The sequence below is a fragment of the Rhodococcus tukisamuensis NBRC 100609 genome (assembly GCF_001894985.1).
GTDB lineage: Bacteria > Actinomycetota > Actinomycetes > Mycobacteriales > Mycobacteriaceae > Rhodococcus_G > Rhodococcus_G tukisamuensis.
In genome coordinates this window covers 149,091-169,422 of sequence record NZ_BCXG01000002.1, presented here as the reverse complement: position 1 = coordinate 169,422, position 20,332 = coordinate 149,091, and the positions used below count along the sequence as shown (strand labels likewise).

Annotated in this window: 20 protein-coding genes; 7 read left to right on the top strand and 13 right to left on the bottom strand. The window is 68.4% G+C overall.

The window, feature by feature from the left end; translation table 11 throughout:
• Nucleotides 1-64: 64 nt before the first annotated feature.
• Entirely contained in the window at nt 65-943 is an 879-nt protein-coding gene (locus RT2_RS02830; RefSeq protein ID WP_072843004.1) for an oxidoreductase, read from the top strand.
• Between the two features lie 10 nt (nt 944-953).
• Complete coding sequence (locus RT2_RS02825; protein ID WP_072843003.1) at nt 954-1,484, top strand: VOC family protein; 531 nt, start codon at nt 954-956, stop codon at nt 1,482-1,484.
• A gap of 11 nt (nt 1,485-1,495) precedes the next feature.
• Here RT2_RS02825 and RT2_RS02820 read toward each other — a convergent pair whose 3' ends face one another.
• From RT2_RS02820 to RT2_RS02800, 5 genes are all read right to left on the bottom strand, one after another.
• The gene (locus RT2_RS02820) at nt 1,496-2,425 is read right to left on the bottom strand and encodes an oxygenase MpaB family protein (protein WP_072843230.1); all 930 of its coding nucleotides are present in this window, start codon (nt 2,423-2,425) and stop codon (nt 1,496-1,498) included.
• A 97-nt stretch (nt 2,426-2,522) separates the two neighbouring features.
• Nucleotides 2,523-3,524, bottom strand: a complete 1,002-nt coding sequence (locus tag RT2_RS02815; protein ID WP_072843002.1) for an NADP-dependent oxidoreductase — start codon at nt 3,522-3,524, stop codon at nt 2,523-2,525.
• Nucleotides 3,521-3,949 (bottom strand): organic hydroperoxide resistance protein, encoded by a 429-nt coding sequence (locus RT2_RS02810; protein WP_072843001.1) that lies wholly within the window; start codon nt 3,947-3,949, stop codon nt 3,521-3,523. The genes RT2_RS02815 and RT2_RS02810 overlap by 4 nt, the downstream gene beginning before the upstream one ends.
• A 57-nt stretch (nt 3,950-4,006) precedes the next feature.
• Nucleotides 4,007-4,444: a MarR family winged helix-turn-helix transcriptional regulator gene (locus tag RT2_RS02805; protein ID WP_072843000.1), complete on the bottom strand. Its 438-nt coding sequence runs from the start codon at nt 4,442-4,444 to the stop codon at nt 4,007-4,009.
• A gap of 210 nt (nt 4,445-4,654) precedes the next feature.
• Nucleotides 4,655-7,009, bottom strand: coding sequence for an arylsulfatase (locus RT2_RS02800; protein ID WP_072842999.1), 2,355 nt, complete (start codon nt 7,007-7,009; stop codon nt 4,655-4,657).
• A 462-nt stretch (nt 7,010-7,471) separates the two neighbouring features.
• Here RT2_RS02800 and RT2_RS02795 point away from each other — a divergent pair, with 462 nt between their 5' ends.
• Nucleotides 7,472-8,215, top strand: coding sequence for an SDR family oxidoreductase (locus RT2_RS02795; RefSeq protein ID WP_072842998.1), 744 nt, complete (start codon nt 7,472-7,474; stop codon nt 8,213-8,215).
• A gap of 441 nt (nt 8,216-8,656) precedes the next feature.
• Here the strand turns inward: RT2_RS02795 and RT2_RS02790 are convergent, their stop codons facing one another.
• The 4 genes from RT2_RS02790 to RT2_RS26780 form a co-directional block, all read right to left on the bottom strand.
• Complete coding sequence (locus RT2_RS02790; protein WP_425439047.1) at nt 8,657-9,208, bottom strand: flavodoxin family protein; 552 nt, start codon at nt 9,206-9,208, stop codon at nt 8,657-8,659.
• Nucleotides 9,209-9,657: 449 nt separating this feature from the next.
• Nucleotides 9,658-10,101 (bottom strand): hypothetical protein, encoded by a 444-nt coding sequence (locus tag RT2_RS02785; protein WP_139191121.1) that lies wholly within the window; start codon nt 10,099-10,101, stop codon nt 9,658-9,660.
• A gap of 772 nt (nt 10,102-10,873) precedes the next feature.
• On the bottom strand, nt 10,874-11,293 hold the full coding sequence (locus RT2_RS02780) for an Hsp20/alpha crystallin family protein (RefSeq protein ID WP_072842995.1): 420 nt from the start codon (nt 11,291-11,293) through the stop codon (nt 10,874-10,876).
• Between the two features lie 308 nt (nt 11,294-11,601).
• A complete protein-coding gene (locus RT2_RS26780) occupies nt 11,602-12,030 on the bottom strand; it encodes a pentapeptide repeat-containing protein (protein ID WP_371851132.1) in 429 nt (142 codons plus the stop codon).
• Between the two features lie 508 nt (nt 12,031-12,538).
• Here RT2_RS26780 and RT2_RS02770 point away from each other — a divergent pair.
• Both RT2_RS02770 and RT2_RS02765 read left to right on the top strand, forming a co-directional pair.
• Nucleotides 12,539-13,111 (top strand): DUF6630 family protein, encoded by a 573-nt coding sequence (locus tag RT2_RS02770; protein WP_072842993.1) that lies wholly within the window; start codon nt 12,539-12,541, stop codon nt 13,109-13,111.
• Nucleotides 13,112-13,937: 826 nt separating this feature from the next.
• Nucleotides 13,938-14,837 (top strand): diacylglycerol/lipid kinase family protein, encoded by a 900-nt coding sequence (locus tag RT2_RS02765; RefSeq protein ID WP_072842992.1) that lies wholly within the window; start codon nt 13,938-13,940, stop codon nt 14,835-14,837.
• On the opposite strand, the gene RT2_RS02760 is transcribed toward RT2_RS02765, so the two are convergent.
• Complete coding sequence (locus tag RT2_RS02760) at nt 14,805-15,242, bottom strand: phosphatase PAP2 family protein (protein WP_304363106.1); 438 nt, start codon at nt 15,240-15,242, stop codon at nt 14,805-14,807. The genes RT2_RS02765 and RT2_RS02760 overlap by 33 nt on opposite strands.
• 273 nt (nt 15,243-15,515) lie before the next feature.
• Between RT2_RS02760 and RT2_RS02755 the strand changes: the two genes are divergently transcribed.
• Entirely contained in the window at nt 15,516-16,616 is a 1,101-nt protein-coding gene (locus RT2_RS02755) for a 3-deoxy-7-phosphoheptulonate synthase (protein WP_072842990.1), read from the top strand.
• Here the strand turns inward: RT2_RS02755 and RT2_RS02750 are convergent.
• Together RT2_RS02750 and RT2_RS02745 are read right to left on the bottom strand one after the other, a co-directional pair.
• Complete coding sequence (locus RT2_RS02750) at nt 16,582-17,217, bottom strand: alpha-ketoglutarate-dependent dioxygenase AlkB (RefSeq protein ID WP_072842989.1); 636 nt, start codon at nt 17,215-17,217, stop codon at nt 16,582-16,584. The two genes, RT2_RS02755 and RT2_RS02750, sit on opposite strands and share 35 nt — an antisense overlap.
• A gap of 46 nt (nt 17,218-17,263) precedes the next feature.
• Nucleotides 17,264-18,760, bottom strand: coding sequence for a glycoside hydrolase family 5 protein (locus RT2_RS02745; RefSeq protein ID WP_072842988.1), 1,497 nt, complete (start codon nt 18,758-18,760; stop codon nt 17,264-17,266).
• Nucleotides 18,761-18,872: 112 nt separating this feature from the next.
• Between RT2_RS02745 and RT2_RS02740 the strand changes: the two genes are divergently transcribed.
• Nucleotides 18,873-19,298: a VOC family protein gene (locus RT2_RS02740; protein WP_072842987.1), complete on the top strand. Its 426-nt coding sequence runs from the start codon at nt 18,873-18,875 to the stop codon at nt 19,296-19,298.
• Between the two features lie 9 nt (nt 19,299-19,307).
• On the opposite strand, the gene RT2_RS02735 is transcribed toward RT2_RS02740, so the two are convergent.
• A complete protein-coding gene (locus tag RT2_RS02735; RefSeq protein WP_072842986.1) occupies nt 19,308-20,330 on the bottom strand; it encodes an AraC family transcriptional regulator in 1,023 nt (340 codons plus the stop codon).
• Nucleotides 20,331-20,332 lie beyond the last annotated feature (2 nt).

The window sequence follows — 20,332 nt, the reverse complement described above, 5'->3', positions numbered from 1 at the left end:
CGGCATACGGACGGGTGCGGGCGCTGATCGATTGGATCGGCGCCCGCACTCGTATGCTGGACGGATGACGAAGTGGACCACTGAGGACATCGTCGACCAGCGCGGACGCACCTTCGTGGTGACCGGTGCGAACAGCGGGCTGGGGGAGGTGACCGCGCGGGCGCTCGCCGCGTCCGGCGCGCATGTCGTGCTGGCCTGCCGAGACGTCGCGAAGGGCCAGCGGGTCGCGGCCGAAATCGGCGACAACGCCGAGGTTCGCAGGCTGGACCTCGCGGACCTGGCCTCGGTCCGGGATTTCGCCTCCGGGATCGAGAAGGTCGACGTCCTGGTGAACAACGCCGGCGTCATGGCGGTTCCCCGGCGCAGCACCGCAGACGGTTTCGAGATGCAGATCGGCACCAACCACCTGGGGCACTTCGCGCTCACCGGCCTGCTGCTCGACCGGGTCACCGACCGGGTGGTCACCATGTCCAGCCTGGCGCACAAGCTCGGCACGGTCGACCTGGCCGACCTGAACTGGGAGCGCCGTCGGTACCGCCGATGGTCGGCGTACGGGCAGTCCAAGCTCGCCAATCTGCTGTTCACCTACGAGTTGCAGCGGCGGCTTACCGCCGCCGGATCCAAGGTGAAATCCGTTGCCGCGCATCCCGGCTACGCGTCGACGAACCTGCAGTCGCACACCGAGTCGGTGTGGGACCGCCTGATGGGCATCGGTGACCTGTTCGCGCAGAGCGCCGAGATGGGTGCGCTGCCCGAGTTGTACGCGGCCACGGCGCCCGACGTCTCCGGTGGCACCTTCATCGGGCCCGACGGCCCGTTCGAGCAGCGCGGCTACCCGAAGGTGGTGGTGTCCAACCGCAAGTCGCGCGACGAGTCGATTGCCAGAGGCCTGTGGGCGCAGTCCGAGCGCCTCACCGGCGTCCACTACTCGTTCGGGAGTTGAGTTCGTACACATGGCGATTCGCAGACTGAACCATGCCGTCCTGTTTGTCTCCGACCTCGAGCGCAGCCTCGCGTTCTACGTCGACGTGCTCAGCTTCCGTCCGCTGCCGGGCGGATTCCCGGGCGCGGCCTTCCTGCAGGCCGCGAACTCGGCCAACGACCACGACCTCGGCCTGTTCCAGAGTCCGAGCGGGCCGAGTCGGGCGCGTCAGGGCGACGTCGGCCTCTACCACCTGGCGTGGGAGGTGGACACCCTGACCGACCTCGCCGAGATGCGCGAAAGGCTCTCCGCGGCAGGGGCCCTGGTGGGTGCGAGCAACCACGGATCCACCAAGGCGCTGTACGCGAAGGACCCCGACGGCATCGACTTCGAGGTCTGCTGGCTGGTGCCGGACGCCCGCATCGAGGAGGAGTTGGTGCCCGGGATGCCGCCGACCCGCCCGCTCGACATCGTGGCCGAGATCGCCCGGTACGGCGCGGACACCCCGAGCGGGCCGCGCACCGACCATGCGGTGTGGGCGCGGCTGTTCGCCGGTCGCTAGCGCGCGGCTGGTCAGCTCGGCGTCGGCGAGTAGTGCTGCGGCAGGTCCCGGCGCTCGGCCGGTGGCAGGTTGCGCGCCGGCGTCTGCACCAGCGGGGCGGTGGCCGGTAGCTCGCCGCGGGAGCGCTGCCAGGCGGACCGGGCCCGCGGGTGGAAGCGCCGGTCGAAGGGCAGCAGCTTCCAGGACCACGCCACCGCCCGCCCGAGCGCCACCAGGGCAAGTTCGTCCGCGCGGGACCACTTGTACCCCAGCCGTTTACGCACCGGGTCCGGGTACATCCCGACGGTGAGCCACACGTATCCGCGGGCAACCGGGATGCGGGCCAGACGCCACAACGGCGCGGGCAGCCAGGACATGAACGGCGGCCGCTCCAGCCGGCCGATGTCGAGCACGTCGCGGGTGGCCTTGTTGTCCTCGAGTACGTTGACGCACATGTCGTTCCAGTACTCCTGGAACGACTTCCAGTCCGGCGGGACGTTGCGCATGGTCATTCCGTACAGCCGGTACCACTGGATGCTCTCGGCGTAGAGCCGTTCCTTGTCCGACTCGGTGAGCCGGTCGCCGAAGTACTTGTTGACCGCGATCGGGCCCATCGCGAAGGTGGCGTGCGCCCAGTAGAACGTCTCGGGGTTGAGGGCGCTGTACGGTCGGCCCTTCTTGTCGATGCCCTTGATGGTGCGGTGGTAGCCGCGGATCTCCACGGCCGTCTGCTCGGCCCGTTCACCGTCGTAGACGACGCCGTAGATCGGGTAGAGCGAGCGGTAGAGCCGCTCCCAGCGCTCGTCGAAGAAGAGCGAGTGCTCCTCGACGCCCGCCCCCAGTTGAGGGTGCATGTTCTGCATCGACCCGGCCCACAGTCCGAGCAGGATGCCCCGCCAGTCGCCGAAGTACTTCCAGGTCAGCGATGTTTCGTCCAGCGGTACCGCGACCTCGTGCGCCATCGACACTCCCATGTTCAGCCCACCCTCGATGGGGTCGACGCTAGGAGTGACAACGCACGTTGTCAACAGTGGGCGGGGCATCCTGCGGCCGGTCAGGTCAGAGGGTGACGACCATCTTCCCGGTGTTCTCTCCGCGCATGAGTCCGATGAACGCGGTCGGCGCGTTCTCGAGGCCGTGCACGGCGGTCTCGTCGAACTGGATCCGGCCGTCGGCCAGCCACCGCGTCATGTGGTCGCGGAACTCCGGGGCGAGGTGCTGCTGGGAGCCGACCAGGAAGCCGCGCAGGGTGATCGCCTGTCCGATCACCGCGGCGAGGTTGCGCGGCGCCGCCGGCGGTTCGGTGCTGTTGTACTGGGCGATCGCGCCGCACAGGGCGATGCGTCCGCCGTGGTTCATCGCGCCGATGGCCGCCTCGAGGTGCTCGCCGCCGACGTTGTCGAAGTAGACGTCGATTCCGTCCGGTGCCGCCGCCGAGAGCTGGTCGGAGACCGGGCCGTCGTGGTAGTCGAAGGCGGCGTCGAAGCCCAGGTCGAGCAGCCGCGCCACCTTGGCGGGGGAGCCGGCGCTGCCGACCACGCGGTCGGCGCCGAGGAGCTTGGCCATCTGGCCGACGAGGGAGCCGACCGCGCCGGCGGCGCCGGAGACGAAGACGGTGTCGCCCTCGCGGAACTGAGCGATCGAGGTCAGTCCGGCGTACGCGGTCAGGCCGGTCATGCCGAGCGCGCCGAGGTAGGCGGAGGCGGGCGCCACGGTGACGTCCACCGGACGTGCGGACGCGGCGGGGACCACCGCCAGCTCCCGCCAGCCCAGACCGTGGACGACGGTGCTGCCGACCGGGTGCGACGGCGTGCGGGAGGCGATCACCTCGCCGACCGCGCCGCCGTCGAGCGGGGCGTCGAGCGCGAAGGGCGGCAGGTAGGACTTGACGTCGTTCATCCGCCCGCGCATGTACGGGTCGACGGACATCACGATGTTGCGGACCAGGAGCTGGCCGTCCTCGAGCTCGGGGACGGGCACCTCCGCGAGCCGGAAGTTCTCCGGCGTCGGCCAGCCGTCGGGCCGGGAGGCGAGCTGGATCTCCTTGCCGGTGACGCTCATTCGCCGGCCTCGGCGATCACGAGGGCGACGTCGATGTTGCCGCGGGTGGCGTTCGAGTACGGGCAGACCTGGTGGGCCTTCGCCGTCAGCTCCTCGGCCTCGGCGCGAGCGAGGTGCGGCAGGGACACCTCGAGGGTGACCTCGAGGCCGAATCCGCCGCCCTCGAGCGAGCCGATGCCCACCCGGGCGCCGACCGCGGAGTCGGCGACGTTCGCCTTGGCCTGGCGGGCGACCACCTGCAGCGCGGAGTGGAAGCAGGCCGCGTAGCCGGCCGCGAACAACTGCTCGGGGTTGGTGCCTTCGCCGGTGCCGCCCATCGCGACCGGGATCGCGAGGTCGAAGTCGAGCCGGCCGTCGGACGAGCGGGCGTGCCCGTTGCGGCCGTCGCCGGTGGCGAGCGCCTCCGCGGTGTAGAGAGCCTTCATGGTGTGTCTCCTTGGTAGGGGAATCGGTGTCGGTAGGGGATCTGTGCCGGCCGGCGATCAGGAGGTGGAGCCGTGCAGGGCCGCGACGACCCGGAGCAGTGCCTGCCGGAGCGCCAACAGCTCCTCCTCCGACATCCCGGTGGCCGCCGCGAGCTTGCGGGGAATGTCTGCGGCGCGCTCGCGCAGGGCGGTGCCGGCGTCGGTGAGGTGGATCTCGACGCGTCGCTCGTCGCTGATCAGGCGCCGACGCTCGACCAGGCCGAGGCCCTCGAGTCGTTTCAGCAGCGGCGAGAGGGTGCCGGTGTCGAGGCCCAGCTCGTCGCAGATCTCGCGCACCCCGCGGCCGTCGCGCTCCCAGAGGACCAGGAGCACCAGGTACTGGGGGTAGGTGACGCCCAGCTCGTCGAGCAGCGGCCGGTACGCCGCGGTGGCCGCTCGGGACGCCGAGTAGAGGGCGAAGCACACCTGCCGGTCGAGGGCGAGATCGTCGGTCACGACAAGAACGGTAGTGCACGTTTCAGTTGTGCACAACCTATGTGTGCGGCCGCACACTCGCCCACCCCGCGGGGCCGCGGTGGGATCCGCGCGACCCAGGCAGTCCCGTTGACGACCCAAGCGCCGAGCGCCGCCGCTACTGCTTGGCGGCGCTCGGCGCTTGGGTCGGAGTCCGCGGGACGACCCGACGAGCCTCACGACTGTGCGGCATCACTCCCGCATGATCATCAGGGTGGCTTCCCGCTCGAGATCGAGGTACGGCTCACCGCTCACGTCGACGGCGACCCGATCGATCGTGCCGCCGGTGAAGTGGTGGGGTGATGCGCCCGGGTAGTCCTCGGTGATCGCCTCGCCGGGGTGCCGGCCGACGTAGAGCCCGGCGCCGGCGATCGCGAACGCCCCCAACTGGGTCTTGATGCGGCCTTCGCCGACCTTCCGGCCGGCGTGGAAGAGGGACAGGATTCCCGTGGTGAAAGTGGGCTCCTGCCCGTCCTTTTCGAACGAGGCAGACAGAATCAGGTCCGTGCCGGTGGGGATGTCCTCGGAGCCGACGACAACCTGTTCTTCGCTGCCCACGAAGTTGTTGACGTAGTGCAGCCGGCCGTCCTTCACGTACAGCGCGTGGCCGCCGAAGCGGGAGCCGATCGCGAAGAGCACGCCCTCGGCTCCCGGTGCCGGGATGTCGACGAGCGCGCCGATCACGAACGACCTGCCGCGGGTGCTGACCGCCTGCCACTCCGAGACCGCGGCGACGTCCGGGTAGTACACGTACCGATCGCGCACCGCGGAGAGCTGGGGTCGGGCCGTGTTCAGGATCTCGACTGCTGATCGATCGTCCAGCGGGAAGGCCCCGTTCGCGCCGGCTTCCGCGAACCAGACGTTGACCAACTCCCGGAGCTTCTCGGGGTGCTCCGCAGCCAGGTTGTTGACCTCCGCGCGATCGACGTCGGTGTGGTAGAGCTCCCATTCGTCGTCGTTGAAGTGCCCCCAGCCCGCGAGGGTCGGATGGGTCGTGACGGCCTTCCATCCCTCGTGCCAGATCGAACGCGAGCCGAGCATCGCGTAGAACTGGGTCTTCCGGGTCGACGGTGCGGACTTGTCGTCGATGCTGCTCCGCATGCTGACGCCGTCGAACGGGCTCTGGACATGACCCTTGATCGTCTCGGGGGCGTCGACACCGAGGATGTCCAGGATCGTCGGCACGAGGTCGATCGCGTGGTGGTACTGATCGCGGATCTCGTTTCGGGCCTTGGTGCCCGCCGGCCACGAGATGATGCACGGGTCGGCGGTTCCGCCATTGAACTCGTAGCGCTTCCACATCTTGAACGGGGTGTTGAACGCCATCGCCCAGCCGTTGGCGTAGTGGTTGTACGTCTTGGGGCTTCCGAGATCGTCGAGCTGCGCGAGGTTCTCCGCGAGGTCGTCCGGGACGCCGTTGGCGAACTTCATCTCGTTGACGGAGCCGTTCGGGCCGCCCTCACCGCTCGCGCCGTTGTCCGAGACGACGACCACCACGGTGTTTTCCATCTGATCGGTCTGCTCCAGATGATCGAGCAACCGCCCGATGTGATGGTCGGCGTGGGCCAGGAAGCCGGCGTAGACCTCGGCCATGCGCGCGAAGAGGCGTTTTTCGTCGTCGCCCAGAGAGTCCCAGGGCCGGGTGTAGTCGAGTTCCGGGAACGGTTGGCCCTCCGGGCCGGATCGGGTCTCGGGGGTGCCGATCGGGTTGACCGGCGGAAGTTCGGTGTCCGCCGAGACGATGCCCAGTTCCTTCTGCCGGGCGAGGGTCTGTTCTCGGAGCGTGTCGTAGCCCATGTCGAACTTGCCCTTGAACTTGTCGATCCACTCCTTCGGAGCGTGGTGTGGGGCGTGACATGCACCGGGTGCGTAGTAGAGGAAGAACGGCTTGTCCGGCGCGATCGCCTTGGCATCCTTGATGAACTCGATTGCCTTGTCGGTGATGTCCTCGGTGAGGTGGTATCCCTCCTCCGGGGAACGAGGTTGGTCGACCGGGTGGTTGTCGTAGACCAGGTCCGGGTACCACTGGTTGGTCTCCGCGCCGAGGAACCCGTACCACCGCTCGAAACCTCGCCCGCTCGGCCAGTTTCGGCGGGTGGCGGCCAGGTTCATCTCATCGGTCGGGCACAGGTGCCACTTGCCCACCATGTAGGTGTTCCAACCCTGTTCGCCGAGGATTTCCGAGAGCATCCCGTTCTCCGGCGGAATGGTTCCGCTCGCGTTCGGGAATCCGCTCGCCGCCTCGGTGATGCAAGCCATGCTGTTGCGCGTGTGGTTGCGTCCTGTCAGCAGACAGGAACGCGTGGGCGAGCACAGTGCCGTCGTGTGCCACTGGGTGTACCGGACGCCCTTGGCGGCGATCCGATCGATGTTCGGTGTTTCGATCGGTCCGCCGTAGCAGCCCATTGCGGAGAATCCGACGTCGTCGAGGACGACGTAGACGACGTTGGGCGCCCCGGCGGGGGCCCTGGGTGGTTCGAACGGGGACCAGTCGGGAACGGAGTCACGGATGTCCACGTTGGCGACACCCCGGAATGGTTTGGCCATTGCATCTCTCCTCGCGTGTACCCCCGAACCCCCGAATACAACCCTCGGCAACCGGGTGGCCGTGCGCTTCACCTGACGCGGGTGATCATCGGAGCGCCGCGCGGGAGCAGGTGCGTCGGCAGGCCCGCGGGCGCCCTCGAGTCAGCTCCCGAGGGAGTGCTCGGCAGCTGGGGGACAGTCCGAGGAGGAAGCCCAGCCACCGCCTTGACCTGCACCGGATGCACCAGGCCCGAGCGCGACGGTACCCCTGGCTGTTTGGGCGGAGGTAGGATGGCGAGATTCCGTGCAGTTGCGCCAATTGCGCCAGTCACGCGGCGGGAGCGGGTGCGGTCGAGAGCAATCCCTCTCACGTGGGTTACGCGCATCCGAACAGCGGCGCCGTCACGAAATGGCCGGTTGCCCCATCGTGTTCGCAGGGCCCTCGCCGGTCCCGAAGCAATGCGCCGACGGAAGGAATTGAGCATGAAGATCGTCGTCATCGGCGGCACCGGGCTGATCGGCTCGACGCTCGTCGCTCGTCTGAGTGAGGCTGGCCACCAAGCGGTTCCGGCCGCACCCAGCACGGGCGTGAACACGCTCACCGGTGAGGGAGTGGGGGAGGTGCTCCAGGATGCGAACGTGGTGGTCGATGTCTCCAATTCGCCGTCGTTCGCCGACGACGACGTCATGAACTTCTTCCGGACCTCCACCACGAACCTGCTCGCGGCCGCCGCCGCGGCCGGCGTCGGACACTACGTCGCCTTGTCGGTGGTCGGTGCGGATCGGTTGCCGGAGTCCGGGTACCTGCGGGCGAAGGCGGCGCAGGAGGAACTGATTGAGGGATCGGGCCTGCCCTACTCGCTGGTGCACGCGACGCAGTTTTTCGAATTTGCCGGGGGCATAGCCGATTCCGCGACTGTCGACGGCGAGGTTCGGCTCCCGGGCGCAGGTGTGCAACCCATTGCCGCGGACGAGGTGTCATCGGTCGTGGGCCGCACGGCGGTGGGCACTCCGCTGAACGGCACCGTCGAGGCAGCGGGTCCGGAAGTGTTCGGCATGGACCAGTGGATCGGCACAGTACTGGCCGCGCGTTCCGATCCGCGCACGGTGGTCACCGATCCCCGGGCGCGGTACTTCGGGGCGGTGCTCGGGCCCGAGAGCCTGCTGCCCGGCCGTGATGCAGAGCTGGCGCAGACGCGACTGTCGGAGTGGCTGGCGCGCCAGTGACATCGGTGCGCTGACTGCCGGCACCGGCACACGGCATTTGCGGCGACTGCGCCGGTCTCGAGTTTCACCTGGCAAATTGCCAACCACGCGGCCGGTTACCGGCCGTTGTGAATCGCGAAGTTGTCATTGCCCGAAGCTCTGACTTGCGATGTGACAACTCGGGCGGCGACTCTGCAGCTCGATCGTGGCCGGTCTCGAACTCGATGACGAACCGCTGCTTCGAGGAAAGCTGACGACGCAGTTCGAAGTCCACGCCATAGCCCGAGAAGTGACGGCGTCGTTCCTCACCAGAGCAGGTCTTCCCAATTCCGACAAACGGGTCGAGGAGTTGATCTCCCTCACGGATTCCCCGGCGCCGGGCCGCTCCAGATTCACATCACTCCAGGGGACTCACCCCGGCGGTGCGTTGGATGGCGTGATCGTGATCTGGCATCGGACCGCTCAGGACGCGGGGATTGTCCGCGAGCGCAGGTGCTCGGCGAATGTACGCGCTGCCCGCAGATCGTTGGTGTCTGGCCGTCCCTTTCTGATGCCGCCGACGAGCTTGAACGGCAGGTAGGTGTCGAACGCCCGGCAGGAGAACGTGTCGACCACCTCGAGCCCCTTCTGCTCGAGTAGTCGTTCGAGAGAACGGTTGTAGCGCCGCAGCGGAGGTTCGGGAAGGCCGCTGGTGGAGAACAGGAACGCCGCGGTTGCAGGCTGCGGCGGGAGGGCCCTGACGAAGTCTCGGAGCTGTGGGTGGAACGACATCTGGAAGATCCCGGACCCGAATCCCACCAGGTCGTAGCCTGCCAACGCGGCTGGATCGACCTGCTCGGGAGCCACGACCGGCGCCGACAGCACTCCGCCCATGACTTCGGCGATCTTTCTGGTGTTGCCGTGCGAGACGGATGTGCACACGATCAGTGCCTTCACGATGATTCTCCTGCCGATGTCGTATCCATGTCGTGTCCTGCCATTCGTGTGAGCGGATGCAAGTCCTGCTGTGGCCATGCGTCATCGCCACAACCTCCCCGCCCTCTCGCCGACCTCGATCACACACACGTAGAGACACCGACCGTGACGGAAATGTGACACCCGGCCCGATTCGATCGGTCCCGCCCGGTCTTTGCGCCACTTCCGTTGCCGATGGTCCACGGAAGAACAGCTGGCTACGCCGGGAAAGAGGCTGGGTATGGATGCCCCCGGCGCCGCTCGTGGCGGGAGGTCGCATTTCGCGGGGTGGTTCGAGGAGCGAACTGCGCGAGGGTTGGAGAGCCGGGTGCCGGCCACGGGGGGCACTCCAAAATTCGATCTCGGCAACCCGTAGCGAAGAGAGCTTCCTGTGAGGTTGGGGGTCTGGTCGGCGTTCGAGACCCCCGACATAGCCGCCGTGATGGGCGAGACGTCCTGCGGCCGGGCGTGATGCCCGGTTCGTCGATGATCTTCGGGGTACGTCCCGCCTACGCCATGCCTCGCAGATGGCCCGAAGGGCTGTAGTCGATCTTCCAGTCCGTGTACACGCCGAGCATCCCGTCTCGCAGACACCGCAGCCCGATGCTCACCCAGCGCACGTCGTCGCTCCCGTCGCCGACCGGGGCGAAGCCGACGGCGATGGCGAACTCCTCGCCGCCGCAAGGGCATTCGCACTGGACCGGTTCGGCCTCAGGCCAGTGGTCCACGCTGTCGGCGATCAGGACGGCGTCGCCGCAGCCCACACATAGCCGTTCGGCGCACCCCGCCTCGTCGTCCACGCCTATCTCGAAGGCTCGTCCGCCGCATTTCGCGCACACCGACTCGGTGACGGTGTCGACGTCGTAGCCGCCGGCGCGGAAGTCCTTCACATGCGCGGCGAGGGTGGCGAAATCCTCGCCGCGCCCCGGTCCCTGAGTTTCTTCCAACGTCACTCGCGCCATTGTGCACGGCGAGCGGGCGCCCTCGGGCCCGGTTCGCGCGGCTGTGTGTCAGCTCCCGAACACCCGCGATCCGGGCGAGTCCGGTGGCTGGGGAGTCTCGATTGCGATCACCGACACGGTCCCATGGGTGTTCACCAATGGCGTTCGTCTGGCTGCATGCGGATTGGACAGGTTGACCGGTCGTGCAGCAGACCCGTTGCGAGGGAACGGGGCATGGGGACACCGAGCAGTGTGGATCCGACGTCGCGAGCCGACTCGATCTTCGCGATGGTCGGGCGCAGCGACGACGATGTCCTGAGGCAGACCGAGGACTGGGTCCGGATGGCGCCGTAGCGTCGTCGCGCTGGCGCCGGGGGAGCCGTGGCCACCCTGGTCGACTGGCGAGGTCTTGGGCCGGACTGCTTCTCGACGGCGCCGCGCCTCGCAGAACTCGGCTACACCGCGGACGTGGCATACGACCGCTTGCGGTGTCGACCTGCAGCCGCCGTTGCGGCCACCGGCGGCCGGTTCGCCGAACTGCGCGAACGGTTGGTTTCCCACATCGGCACCGCAGGTGCAGATTGCACCCCTCGTCGCTCCACCTCCTGCGCCGGCACCTCATGTCAGCGCTGTCGTTCCTCCATCACCCGGTGATACGGCCCTGCCGAAGCGCTGACACCTGACCTCTCAGAAGGTACCGAGGTGCCGTTGCCGAGGCGCAGACTTACCCGCCGCCGACCCGCGTCGATCGCCTGGGCAAGGTTGACCCCGTCTGGGGACGAAGTCAGGTCGTGGTGGCCTGCCCGGGTGCGTCGGCGGGCGCGATGATCTTCGTTTCGTCGCTGGCGCCTGGAGTGATCTCGATGCGCCTGGGCTTGGCCTTCTCCACCACAGGGAGGGTGACGGTGAGCACCCCGTTCTGATAGGTCGCGGCGATGTGCTCGGAGTCAATTCCGTCGCCGAGAGACAGCTGGCGCATGTAACCCCCTGTGAAGCGTTCTGAGGCCAACCACTGCACATCGTGTTCGGTGCGCTCGCTGCGCTGGGCCTTCACGGTGAGGATGCCGCCATCGACACTGACCTCGACGGAACCGGGATCCACGCCGGGAAGGTCGGCGTGCAGGACGTAGTGATCGCCGGACCGGTAGAGGTCCATCGGCATGAACCGTGGGGCCCGGGCGGATCCGGCTGCCGCCCCGAGCATCTGCTCGCTGAGCCGGTCGAAATCGCGGAATGGATCGAATCGAAGTGGCACAGCAACCACCTCCTACAGGTTGGTGGGCCGCACCCCGCCACCGTGGTGGGATATCGGCTCGGCTGTGCTCCTCTCGGTTTAGCACTTCGCAGGCACTAGTGCCAGTGCAGCGCAACCGGGCGTGCATGGCATCGCACCGTGCAGGCGTCCGGTAGAGACACTCGGGCCACGATCGCCCCCCATGCCCTGCACCGTCCTTGCGCTCGACATCGGCACCCACACAGTCACCGCGGCCGTCCGCAGCCGCGACGGCCAAGTCACCAATGTGCGCGTGGACCACACCGGCACCCCATCGGCCACCCTGGTTGTCGATCAAGCCGGACAACCGCGGGCGCCGCGCGCAAGCGACCCCCAGAAACCTCGACCAGGTTCGCGCCGGACAGGTCCGCGCCGCGCAGGTCCGCGCCGACCAGGCACACGTCACGCAGGTCCGCCGTATAGAGAACGAGCGCACCATCTGGCCAGCGCCTTTCAAGGCTCGCTGTCTTCCTTGTGCGGCTCCGGATGACAGTGATGATCGCAGCGCGGACTTCCAGTTCCTGGGGCCCGGTCTCTGTGATTGTTGCGGGTTGGGCGTCAGCCGTAGGGACTTTCGGCCCGCTACCGCCCGTGGGAAATCGGGCTCGGTCCAGGTGTGGTGGGAGCGCTGGACGGAGTGCGGCCCGTCCGCCGGTGTGAATCGTCATCGTAGTTGTCATATCCCGGCACTCTGACCTGCGGTGTGACAACTAGGTTGACGACGACACGGCGCGATCTTCGTCATCCAAGTTGGCAATTGTTCGCTGCTGTTCGTTGGTCAAACCATGTTGTCGCCTTTGGCGGTTCTCGTCGCGGCCTCCCCGTTGTGAGAGCCCGTTCCAGAGGGCATCCGTGGGGCTCCTGGTCGTAACGGCTCCGTGCGGGATCGACTGTCGGCATACCGAACCCTCCGGGGAGCCCAGTGATGTGTGACTCGCGGCGATGGATGGCGGTGTTCGCGGCCGGCCGCGGGCGCGCGCGGCGGCCAGGCCGGCGGAGGTGCGTTCACGGATGAGGTCATGTTCGAAGCTTCCTGGTGACATCCAACGTCTCCCGCAAGACCATCTACCGGCCACCTCGACCCGGGCAACCTCACCGAATGACCAGCGATTACGGCATTCGGGTGAACCACGTTTTGGTGCGTAGTCGTCGGAGGATCGTTCGTATGCTGGCGTCATGAACGATATGGCGTTTTTCCTTGCGGCGGCTGAGCGGGGGTTCGTGTTCGACGTGGACGATTTGGTGGATTCCTTGATCCGGGAGGGGGTTCTCTTGCCGGTCGACTGGTCTGGTGAGGACCAGCCCGGACAGGTAGCGCAGTTCGTGGCGGGTCGGGTGGCGGCCTTTGGGAAGGCGGACCGCGCGGTTGTCGCTGCGGTCGAGTCCGCAGCCAGGGAAGCAGCCGGGGCTGACTTGGAGCGCGGTGAGCACGTGCCAGCGATCCTGCGCGCAGTGGATGATGCCCTGGCGGGTATGGGATTGGCGCTTGGCGAACTGCGTTCTGGAGACGACACGTACCGTGTTGGCGTCATGCGTCGCACGAGGGCGTCGAGTCGGGCGTGGGGTCTGGATCGGCCTTCTCCTGAGGTGCTTTACACCATTGTCTGTCCGTGTGGTGGCATGAACGTGTGGCAGCTACCCAAGACGGAAGCGAAGCCTGTTGACGGCGAGTGCGACTCATGCGGTCTGAACTTGTTCGATCCTGCGGGTACCCCGATAGTGTCCATGGTGGTGGAGAACGCCAGGTAGCAGGTCCGAGCGAGTCGGACCCGGCGTCTCGCATCAGATCCGGCCAGCGGATCCAGCTGCTGTGGGACACCGGCATGGCAGCTGTGAATCGTCACCGTAGTTGGCATTTCCCGGCGCTCTGACCTGCGGTGTGACAACTAGCGTGACGACGGCAGCGCGCGATCGTCGTCATCGAAGTTGGCAATTGTTCGCAACCGTTCGTTGGCCAAATCATGTCGCCCGAGTGCCGGAGAAGATTGGCCATGCAACTTTGCTGGTGCATCGATCTGGTCCAGCTGGCCCTTCATGCGCTCAGTCGCCCTGAACGGCTCCATGTGGGAACGACGCCCTCGTCAGCGTACGAACCCCCATTGGAGCCCAGTAATGCGCTCACGAGCTCGGGTGTCCCAAAACTCTTCGACGTGAACTGGTTTCGAGACACATCCAATGGGACGCGTACGCGGCCTTCGCACCGCCGGACTGCTGGCAGAGGTCGGCCCCGACCGTGACCCTGCAGTCGGGCTGTTGCACGAGCCTCGGTTTTCGGCGGCATCGATCACCGTGGAATCGAGACGTAAGGTAGGTAGGTAGATAGGTAGGTCACGGTCAGCAAACCGCCTAGGGGGCTCGACGTGCCAGTCCGATGCCGACGAGCGGTCAACGGTCCTTCGCGGGATCCGACCGGCGGCGGGCTCCACGAGGGCGACATGGGGCTGGCATCGGTAGCTGGTGGCTCTCGGGGAACGGCATCATGATCATGCCCCCGGTTCCCCGGCCGGGTAGTGGTCCGTCCCAGCAGAGATTGACCCGCTGTGGCTGGTGTGCAGCCGACCCGCCGCTACGGCCGGTGTTGTTTGTCAACCCAAGATCGGGAGATGGTGCGGCGGGCAGGGCAAGGGTTGCTGAACGGGCACGGGATCGCGGGATCGAGGTGGTCGTCCTCGATCCGGGCCAGAGCCTCATGGAGTGCGTCGACGAGGCGGTGAAGCAGGGCGCGGATGCGCTGGGGATGGCTGGTGGCGACGGGTCCCTGGCGGTCGTGGCAGCCGCCGCAGCCGCGCAGGGGGTGCCGTTCATCTGCGTCCCGGCCGGGACACGAAACCACTTCGCGCTCGACCTCGGAGTGGACCGGCAGGACGTGGCGGGCGCGCTCGACGCGTTCACCGATGGGGTAGAGCGGCGGATCGACCTGGCAGAAGTGAACGGCCGCGCATTTGTGAACAACGTCTCTCTCGGGATCTACGGTGAGGCGGTCCGCCATCCGGCCTATCGCGACGCCAAGGTGCGCATCCTCGTGGAGACTGCCGATCGGGTCGTCGGCCCCGGTGCAAGGACTCCGGCGCTGCGCCTCGTCGACGACGTAGGGCGCCAGCACGCTCAACTCGCCGTTGTGCTGGTATCGAACAACCCCTACGCGTTGGACCCTCTTGCCCTCGGCAGTCGCCGCTCGCTTGGTGACGGCCTTCTGGGCATCGTCATTCTCGACGCACCGGACAGTGGGCGGCATCCTCCAGGGCGCGCCTGGAGCGCAACGGACTTTGAGGTCTTCGCCCCCGCGCCCGTGCACGCGGGTATCGACGGTGAATCAGTGGTGCTGAGTCCACCGCTCAGGTTCGCCATTCGCCCGGTAGTCCTTCGCGTGCGCATCTCGTCCCGACATCCTGGCGCCTCGCCCTCCGCCCGCCTCCGACCTCCAAGGTCACCGAGGAGCGCTTCACCGGTCGTCCGCCAGGAGGAGCCCGAGTAGTCGGCCGGATACGACGCCTTCCTCCCGCCCTGGCGGCCGATTCCTACGGTCGCGTGCGCCCGCCACCATGGCCGACGTTCCGGCTCCGAGGACGGAGCCGAGCACCACGTCACCGGGGTAGTGCACAACGGTGTGCACTCTCGAATAGGCCACCCCACTGGCGAGCAACCGGATCGGCACTGCCAACGCCGGGTAGTGTCGGCCCACCGTATAGGCGAACGCAAAAGCCGAGGCGGCGTGACCGGATGGGAAGGACGCGGACTCCGGCATGGGAACAAGAAGGGCTTCGAACCGACCCGGATCAGGTCGCTCCGGACGCTGCGCTCGGTGCGCTGATCGCGCAGTTTCTCCCGAATCCCACGGGCCGCCTCTGGGCGGTCGGGGACCGCTAGGATTTTGCCAGATGATACAGGTTATCTAGGAAGCGGACTATCGGCGGAATGGGACCGGGCGACTCGCTACGAATGGCCAACTACGGTGACCGTTCACAGTGCGGTCCGGGGGCGCTGCTACAGTGGCGGCCATGCAGCGCGCATATTTCTGGTTTAGCAGGCCGGCCCCGGGTGGGCCGGTCAGCGTAGACCTGCGCTGACTTCTTCCACCCCGAGCCGGACCTCACCGGCTCGCGAGTGTGCACGCATCCTCAGTGGGTCGGTCCTCACCGAACAGGACACTCACATGACGATCACCATCGAATCCGACGTCCGCGATCTCGACGACCAGCGGACGATCTCCATCAGCCCCCTGGCGCCGCCGTCAGAGGTGCGTGCCGAGCACCCGGTCGACGCCGCGGTGTCGGAGACCGTGCGCGACGGCCGCGCCGCGACTGTCGGCATCCTCGACGGCAGCGACGACCGCCTGCTCGTCGTCGTCGGCCCGTGCTCGGTGCACGACACCGAGGCCGCGCTGGACTACGCCCGCCGGCTGGCGCAGAAGGCGGAGCAGCACCGCGACGCGCTGCACGTGGTCATGCGCGTCTACTTCGAGAAGCCGCGCACCACGCTGGGCTGGAAGGGTCTGGTCAACGACCCGCACCTGGACGGCAGCTTCGACGTCAACACCGGCCTGCGGGTGGGACGCAAACTGCTGCTCGACATCTCCGCGCTGGGCCTGCCGGTGGGCTGCGAGTTCCTGGACCCGATCACCCCGCAGTACATCGCGGACCTGGTGAGCTACGGCTCGATCGGCGCCCGCACGGCGGCCAGCCAGGTGCACCGCCAGCTGTGCAGCGCGCTGTCCATGCCGGTCGGCATCAAGAACTCCACCGAGGGCGACGTGCAGGTCGCGGTCGACGGCACCCGCGCCGCCGGCGCCAGCCACGTCTTCCCCGGAACCGACCTCAGCGGCCGGTCCGCGCTGATCCGGACCGCGGGCAACCCGGACTGCCACGTCATCCTGCGCGGCAGCGCCGCCGGTCCGAACTACGACCGGGAGTCGGTCGCGGACGCCCTTGCACGCCTTGCGAAGTCGGGTCTGCCGGAGCGGGTCGTCATCGACGCCAGCCACGGCAACAGCCAGAAGAACCACGAGCGTCAGGTCGACGTGGCGACCGACATCGCGGCCCGGATCGCGGGCGGTGAGAAGGGCGTCGTCGGCATCATGCTGGAGAGCTTCATCGAGGCCGGCCGTCAGGACCTGACCCTCGGCAAGGCGGACGAGCTCACCTACGGGCAGTCCATCACCGACGCGTGCCTGGACTGGGACACCACCGCCGAGCAGCTCGACCGGCTCGCCGGCGCGGTGCTCACCGCACGCCGCGGGTCCGGAACTGCACGCTGACCCGGGGGCCGGTGGGGCGGGAGCTCTTGGGGACGGCGTGCTCCCAGGAGCGCTGGCAGGACCCGCCCATCACCAGCAGGTCGCCGTGGCCGAGCGAGAACCGCACGGAGTCGCCGCCACCGCGCGGCCGCAGCGCGAGGGTCCGGGCGGCGCCGAGCGAGAGGATCGCCACCATGGTGTCCTCGGTGGCGCTGCGGCCGATGGTGTCGCCGTGCCAGGCGACGCTGTCGGTGCCGTCCCGGTAGTAGCAGAGCCCGGCGGAGACGAACGGTTCGCCCAGCTCCGGCAGGTAGTACCCGCTCAGCGCCGCCATTGCGTCGGCGAGCAGCGGGTCCGGCAGCGCGGCGCCGACGTCGTAGAAGGCGACCAGGCGGGGGACCGCCACGACGCGGTCGTACATCCGCCGGCTCTCGGCCCGCCACGCCACCGTGCGCTCCGCCAGGTCGGCGAACAGCCGATCCGACCCGGACATCCAGCCGGGGCGCACGTCCACCCAGGCGCCGGCCGTCAACGTGCGCCTGCGCACCGAGCCGTCGAGCGGCCCGAGCCGCGCGCCCCCGGTCGGGTCGTCGAACAGCGACGCCTGCACCGCGATGTCCACGAGGGTGAGCCTACCCCCATGCGAACAGATGTTCCCATGGGTCGGGTCAGCGGGCGGTCACCGAGTAGGCGCCGTCGGTGACCGCGGTCAGACGCCAGCCGCCGTCCACCTGCGTCAGGACCGGGCCCGAGACGTTGGCGGTGTCCAGGGCCGGCCGGTCGGCGCCGGGGTACCACGCCTCCAGACGTCCGGATCCCATGCCCGTGAAGCCGGCCGCGGTGATCTCGGTCAGCGCTCCCGGGGCAGCGCGCGGGTAGGCCCGGGAGAGCGGCTTCGCAAAGCCCTCGACCAGGCCCAACTGTTCGCCGGACGGGCAGTCGATGCGGTTGAGGTTGCCCATCGGCTCGTCGGTGTGGCCGTCCCGGACGGCGTGCGGATCGCCGCACGCCTGGGACCACGACCACCAGGCGCCGCCCATCCTGTGGGCGTCCATCGCGTCCATGAACCGCTCGACCTGGTCGGCGTCGTCCTCGGGTTCGCCGAACCAGGCCCATTCGCCGGTCCACAGCGGCGCGTCGTAGACCGCGGCCGCGCGCTTCGCCAGGTCGAAGCCCTCCTCGAGGGACGGGAGGTCGCTGCTGACGGTGATCGACCCGGCGTAGAGGTGCGGCGAGAACACCACCAGTGGGTCGGCCAGGTAGTGGCGCGGCGGCAGGGCGTCGACGCCGAAGGCCGACCACACCGCGCTCGGCTCGAAGAACACCAGATGCGGGAAGCCGCCCTGCTCGGCGCCGCGGATCGCGTTGACGGTCCGCTGGTAGAAGCGGCCGATCTGATCGGCGGCGGTGACCGGGTCGCGCAGGCCCGGGTTGGGCTCGTTGAGCAGGTCGTAGCCGGCGACCGCGGGTTCGTCCTTGAACTCGGCGGCCAGTCGCGCCCAGGTGTCGACGAGGTGTCCCTGGATGCCCTGGACGTCGTCGTAGAAGTTCTGGAACGCGGCGGCGACCGCCGGTGCGGTCTCCCGGACGCCGGCGATGTTGCAGGTGGTCCAGCCGTTCGTGAGGGTGGCCCAGGCGGGGGCGCCGTCCCAGCCGACACCCGCGCGCATCGGCGCGGGGCAGGTCTCGCCGGCGGGGGTGCCGACGGCCTTGCCCCAGGCGTCCTGATGCATGTCCAGCACGGTGTAGATGCCGTGGTCCTTCGCGTCCTGGACGGCCTCGCGGATCCGGGCCACGTAGGCCTGGTCGAAGGCGCCCGGGGTGGGCTCGAGGGCGGACCACGCGACGGTGAGCCGCACGACGTTGAAGCCGAGCGTTGCCATCCGGGTGAAGTCGGTGCGGTCGAGGGGCGCCGTGGCCGGGATCGCGGGGTCGTTCTGCGCGTAGTCGTTGAGCTGGTTGATGTTTGCGCCGCGCAGCAGCACCGTCCGGCCCGTCACGTCCGTGATCGCGCGATCGTCGACCGTGAGCCGCGGCAGCGTCCATCCGTCCGTTGTCGCCGCCGGTTCGGCGGTCGGTGCCGCGGTCGCGGTCGGCGCGACCTGCAGGGCCAGTGCGAGCAACGGGATCAGTAGAAGGAGCTTGCGCAAGACGCGGCCTCTCATTTGAACGTTGGTCCAGGATGCCGTTCGGGTCGAGATCCGTCTGGCGTTCGACGGATCTGCTTGCGCGGCTGAGCTGTCCGAACCTGTCGGTGGCCGGTTGTACCGTCCGGACATGGGATACGAATTTCAGGTGACTGTCGATTCGAACGATCCGCACACGCTGGCCAAGTGGTGGGCCGCGGCACTCGGCTGGGAGGTGGAGCCGAGCGACGAGGACTTCATCCGCGGGCTGGTCGCCGCCGGCCAGGCCAGCGAGCAGGACACCACGCTGTTCGAGGGGGTGTTGGTCTGGAAGGCCGGGGCCGCGATCTCGGACCCCGAGCACCCGGACCGGCCACGGGTGCTGTTCCAGACGGTGCCGGAACCGAAGACGGTGAAGAACCGGATGCACCTGGACCTGCGGGTCGGCGACGACAGGCAGGCCGTCGCGGACCGGCTCGTCGCGGCCGGGGCGACGGAGTTGCACCGCGGGCAGCAGGGGCCGTACCGGTGGATCACCATGGCGGACCCGGAGGGCAACGAGTTCTGCCTGTGCTGAGCCCGGGCCCTACCGGTAGGCGCCGGGGGTCTCGCCGGTCCAGCGCTTGAACGCCCGGCGGAAGGCGCTGGGCTCGGAGAACCCGAGCCGGGCGGACAGCTCGTCGACGGACTCGCCGCGGCCGAGGCCGGAGATCGCGGCGTCGCGCAGCACCTCCTCGCGCAGCTGGTTGAGCGACGTGCCCTCCTGCCGGAGCAGTCGTCGCAGGTGCGGGACGCTGATCGAGAGCATCTCCGCGATGTCGTCGGCGGTCGAGGTGCGTCCCCGGACCCCGGCTTCGAGAACCTTGCGCACCTGCGTCGCCGCGGAGCTGTCGTAGTCGCGCTCGGAGAAGATCAGGTTCGGGGACTCGCGGAGGTAGGCGAGCAGCGTCTCCTCCGTCTGGACGATGGGGGCCCGTAGCAGCGCGCTGTCGAACTCCAGCGCGGCGATGTCCGCGCCGAAGACGACGGGCACCCCGAAAATGGCGTCGTAGTTCTTTGCGAGTGCTGGATCCGGTGTGGGATAAGGCAATTCCATCGAGACGAGCTTCATTCTCCTGCCCACCAACCAGGCCGCGAACCGGTGCAGCACCATCATCACGAAGTCGATGAGCAGTCGGTCGGCGGCGAGCGCGGAGGCCGGCGGCAGTGCCCGCGCGCGCTCGGGGACCTGCACCAGCAGTCGGGTGGTGGCCGCGCCGGTCTCCAGCCGCATCGGCGGCATGCCGGGCAGGGCGCGGGTCACGTCGGTGATCCGCTCGAGGGCGCTGCCGAGGTCGGGGGTGTGGATCAGGGCCAGACTGACCAGCTTGAAGGTGCCCCGCGGCACGGGCGCCGCGCCCAGGCCGAACAGTTCGTCGTCGGTGAGCTGCCACGCCGCCTGGGTGAACCGCGACAACTGGTCCGGGGTGATGCGGGCGGTGGCGTCGCGCAGCACCGCCGCGGACACCCCTGCCGCGTCCAGCGGGAAGCCCAGGTCGAAGCCGCCGCCGGCCGCGATCTCGGCTGCCCGGCGAACGAAGTCGGCGGGCACCGTGCGGGGGGCGCTCATCG

Excerpts from the sequence above, each read along its gene's own strand:
- RT2_RS02830 (WP_072843004.1), top strand. The coding sequence starts at position 65 with ATGACGAAGTGGACCACTGAGGACATCGTCGACCAGCGCGGACGCACC.
- RT2_RS02825 (WP_072843003.1), top strand. The coding sequence starts at position 954 with ATGGCGATTCGCAGACTGAACCATGCCGTCCTGTTTGTCTCCGACCTC.
- RT2_RS02820 (WP_072843230.1), bottom strand. The coding sequence starts at position 2,425 with ATGGCGCACGAGGTCGCGGTACCGCTGGACGAAACATCGCTGACCTGG.
- RT2_RS02815 (WP_072843002.1), bottom strand. The coding sequence starts at position 3,524 with ATGAGCGTCACCGGCAAGGAGATCCAGCTCGCCTCCCGGCCCGACGGC.
- RT2_RS02810 (WP_072843001.1), bottom strand. The coding sequence starts at position 3,949 with ATGAAGGCTCTCTACACCGCGGAGGCGCTCGCCACCGGCGACGGCCGC.
- RT2_RS02800 (WP_072842999.1), bottom strand. The coding sequence starts at position 7,009 with ATGGCCAAACCATTCCGGGGTGTCGCCAACGTGGACATCCGTGACTCC.
- RT2_RS02795 (WP_072842998.1), top strand. The coding sequence starts at position 7,472 with ATGAAGATCGTCGTCATCGGCGGCACCGGGCTGATCGGCTCGACGCTC.
- RT2_RS02790 (WP_425439047.1), bottom strand. The coding sequence starts at position 9,208 with ATGGCCACAGCAGGACTTGCATCCGCTCACACGAATGGCAGGACACGA.
- RT2_RS02780 (WP_072842995.1), bottom strand. The coding sequence starts at position 11,293 with ATGCTCGGGGCGGCAGCCGGATCCGCCCGGGCCCCACGGTTCATGCCG.
- RT2_RS26780 (WP_371851132.1), bottom strand. The coding sequence starts at position 12,030 with ATGACGATTCACACCGGCGGACGGGCCGCACTCCGTCCAGCGCTCCCA.
- RT2_RS02770 (WP_072842993.1), top strand. The coding sequence starts at position 12,539 with ATGAACGATATGGCGTTTTTCCTTGCGGCGGCTGAGCGGGGGTTCGTG.
- RT2_RS02755 (WP_072842990.1), top strand. The coding sequence starts at position 15,516 with ATGACGATCACCATCGAATCCGACGTCCGCGATCTCGACGACCAGCGG.
- RT2_RS02745 (WP_072842988.1), bottom strand. The coding sequence starts at position 18,760 with ATGAGAGGCCGCGTCTTGCGCAAGCTCCTTCTACTGATCCCGTTGCTC.
- RT2_RS02740 (WP_072842987.1), top strand. The coding sequence starts at position 18,873 with ATGGGATACGAATTTCAGGTGACTGTCGATTCGAACGATCCGCACACG.
- RT2_RS02735 (WP_072842986.1), bottom strand. The coding sequence starts at position 20,330 with ATGAGCGCCCCCCGCACGGTGCCCGCCGACTTCGTTCGCCGGGCAGCC.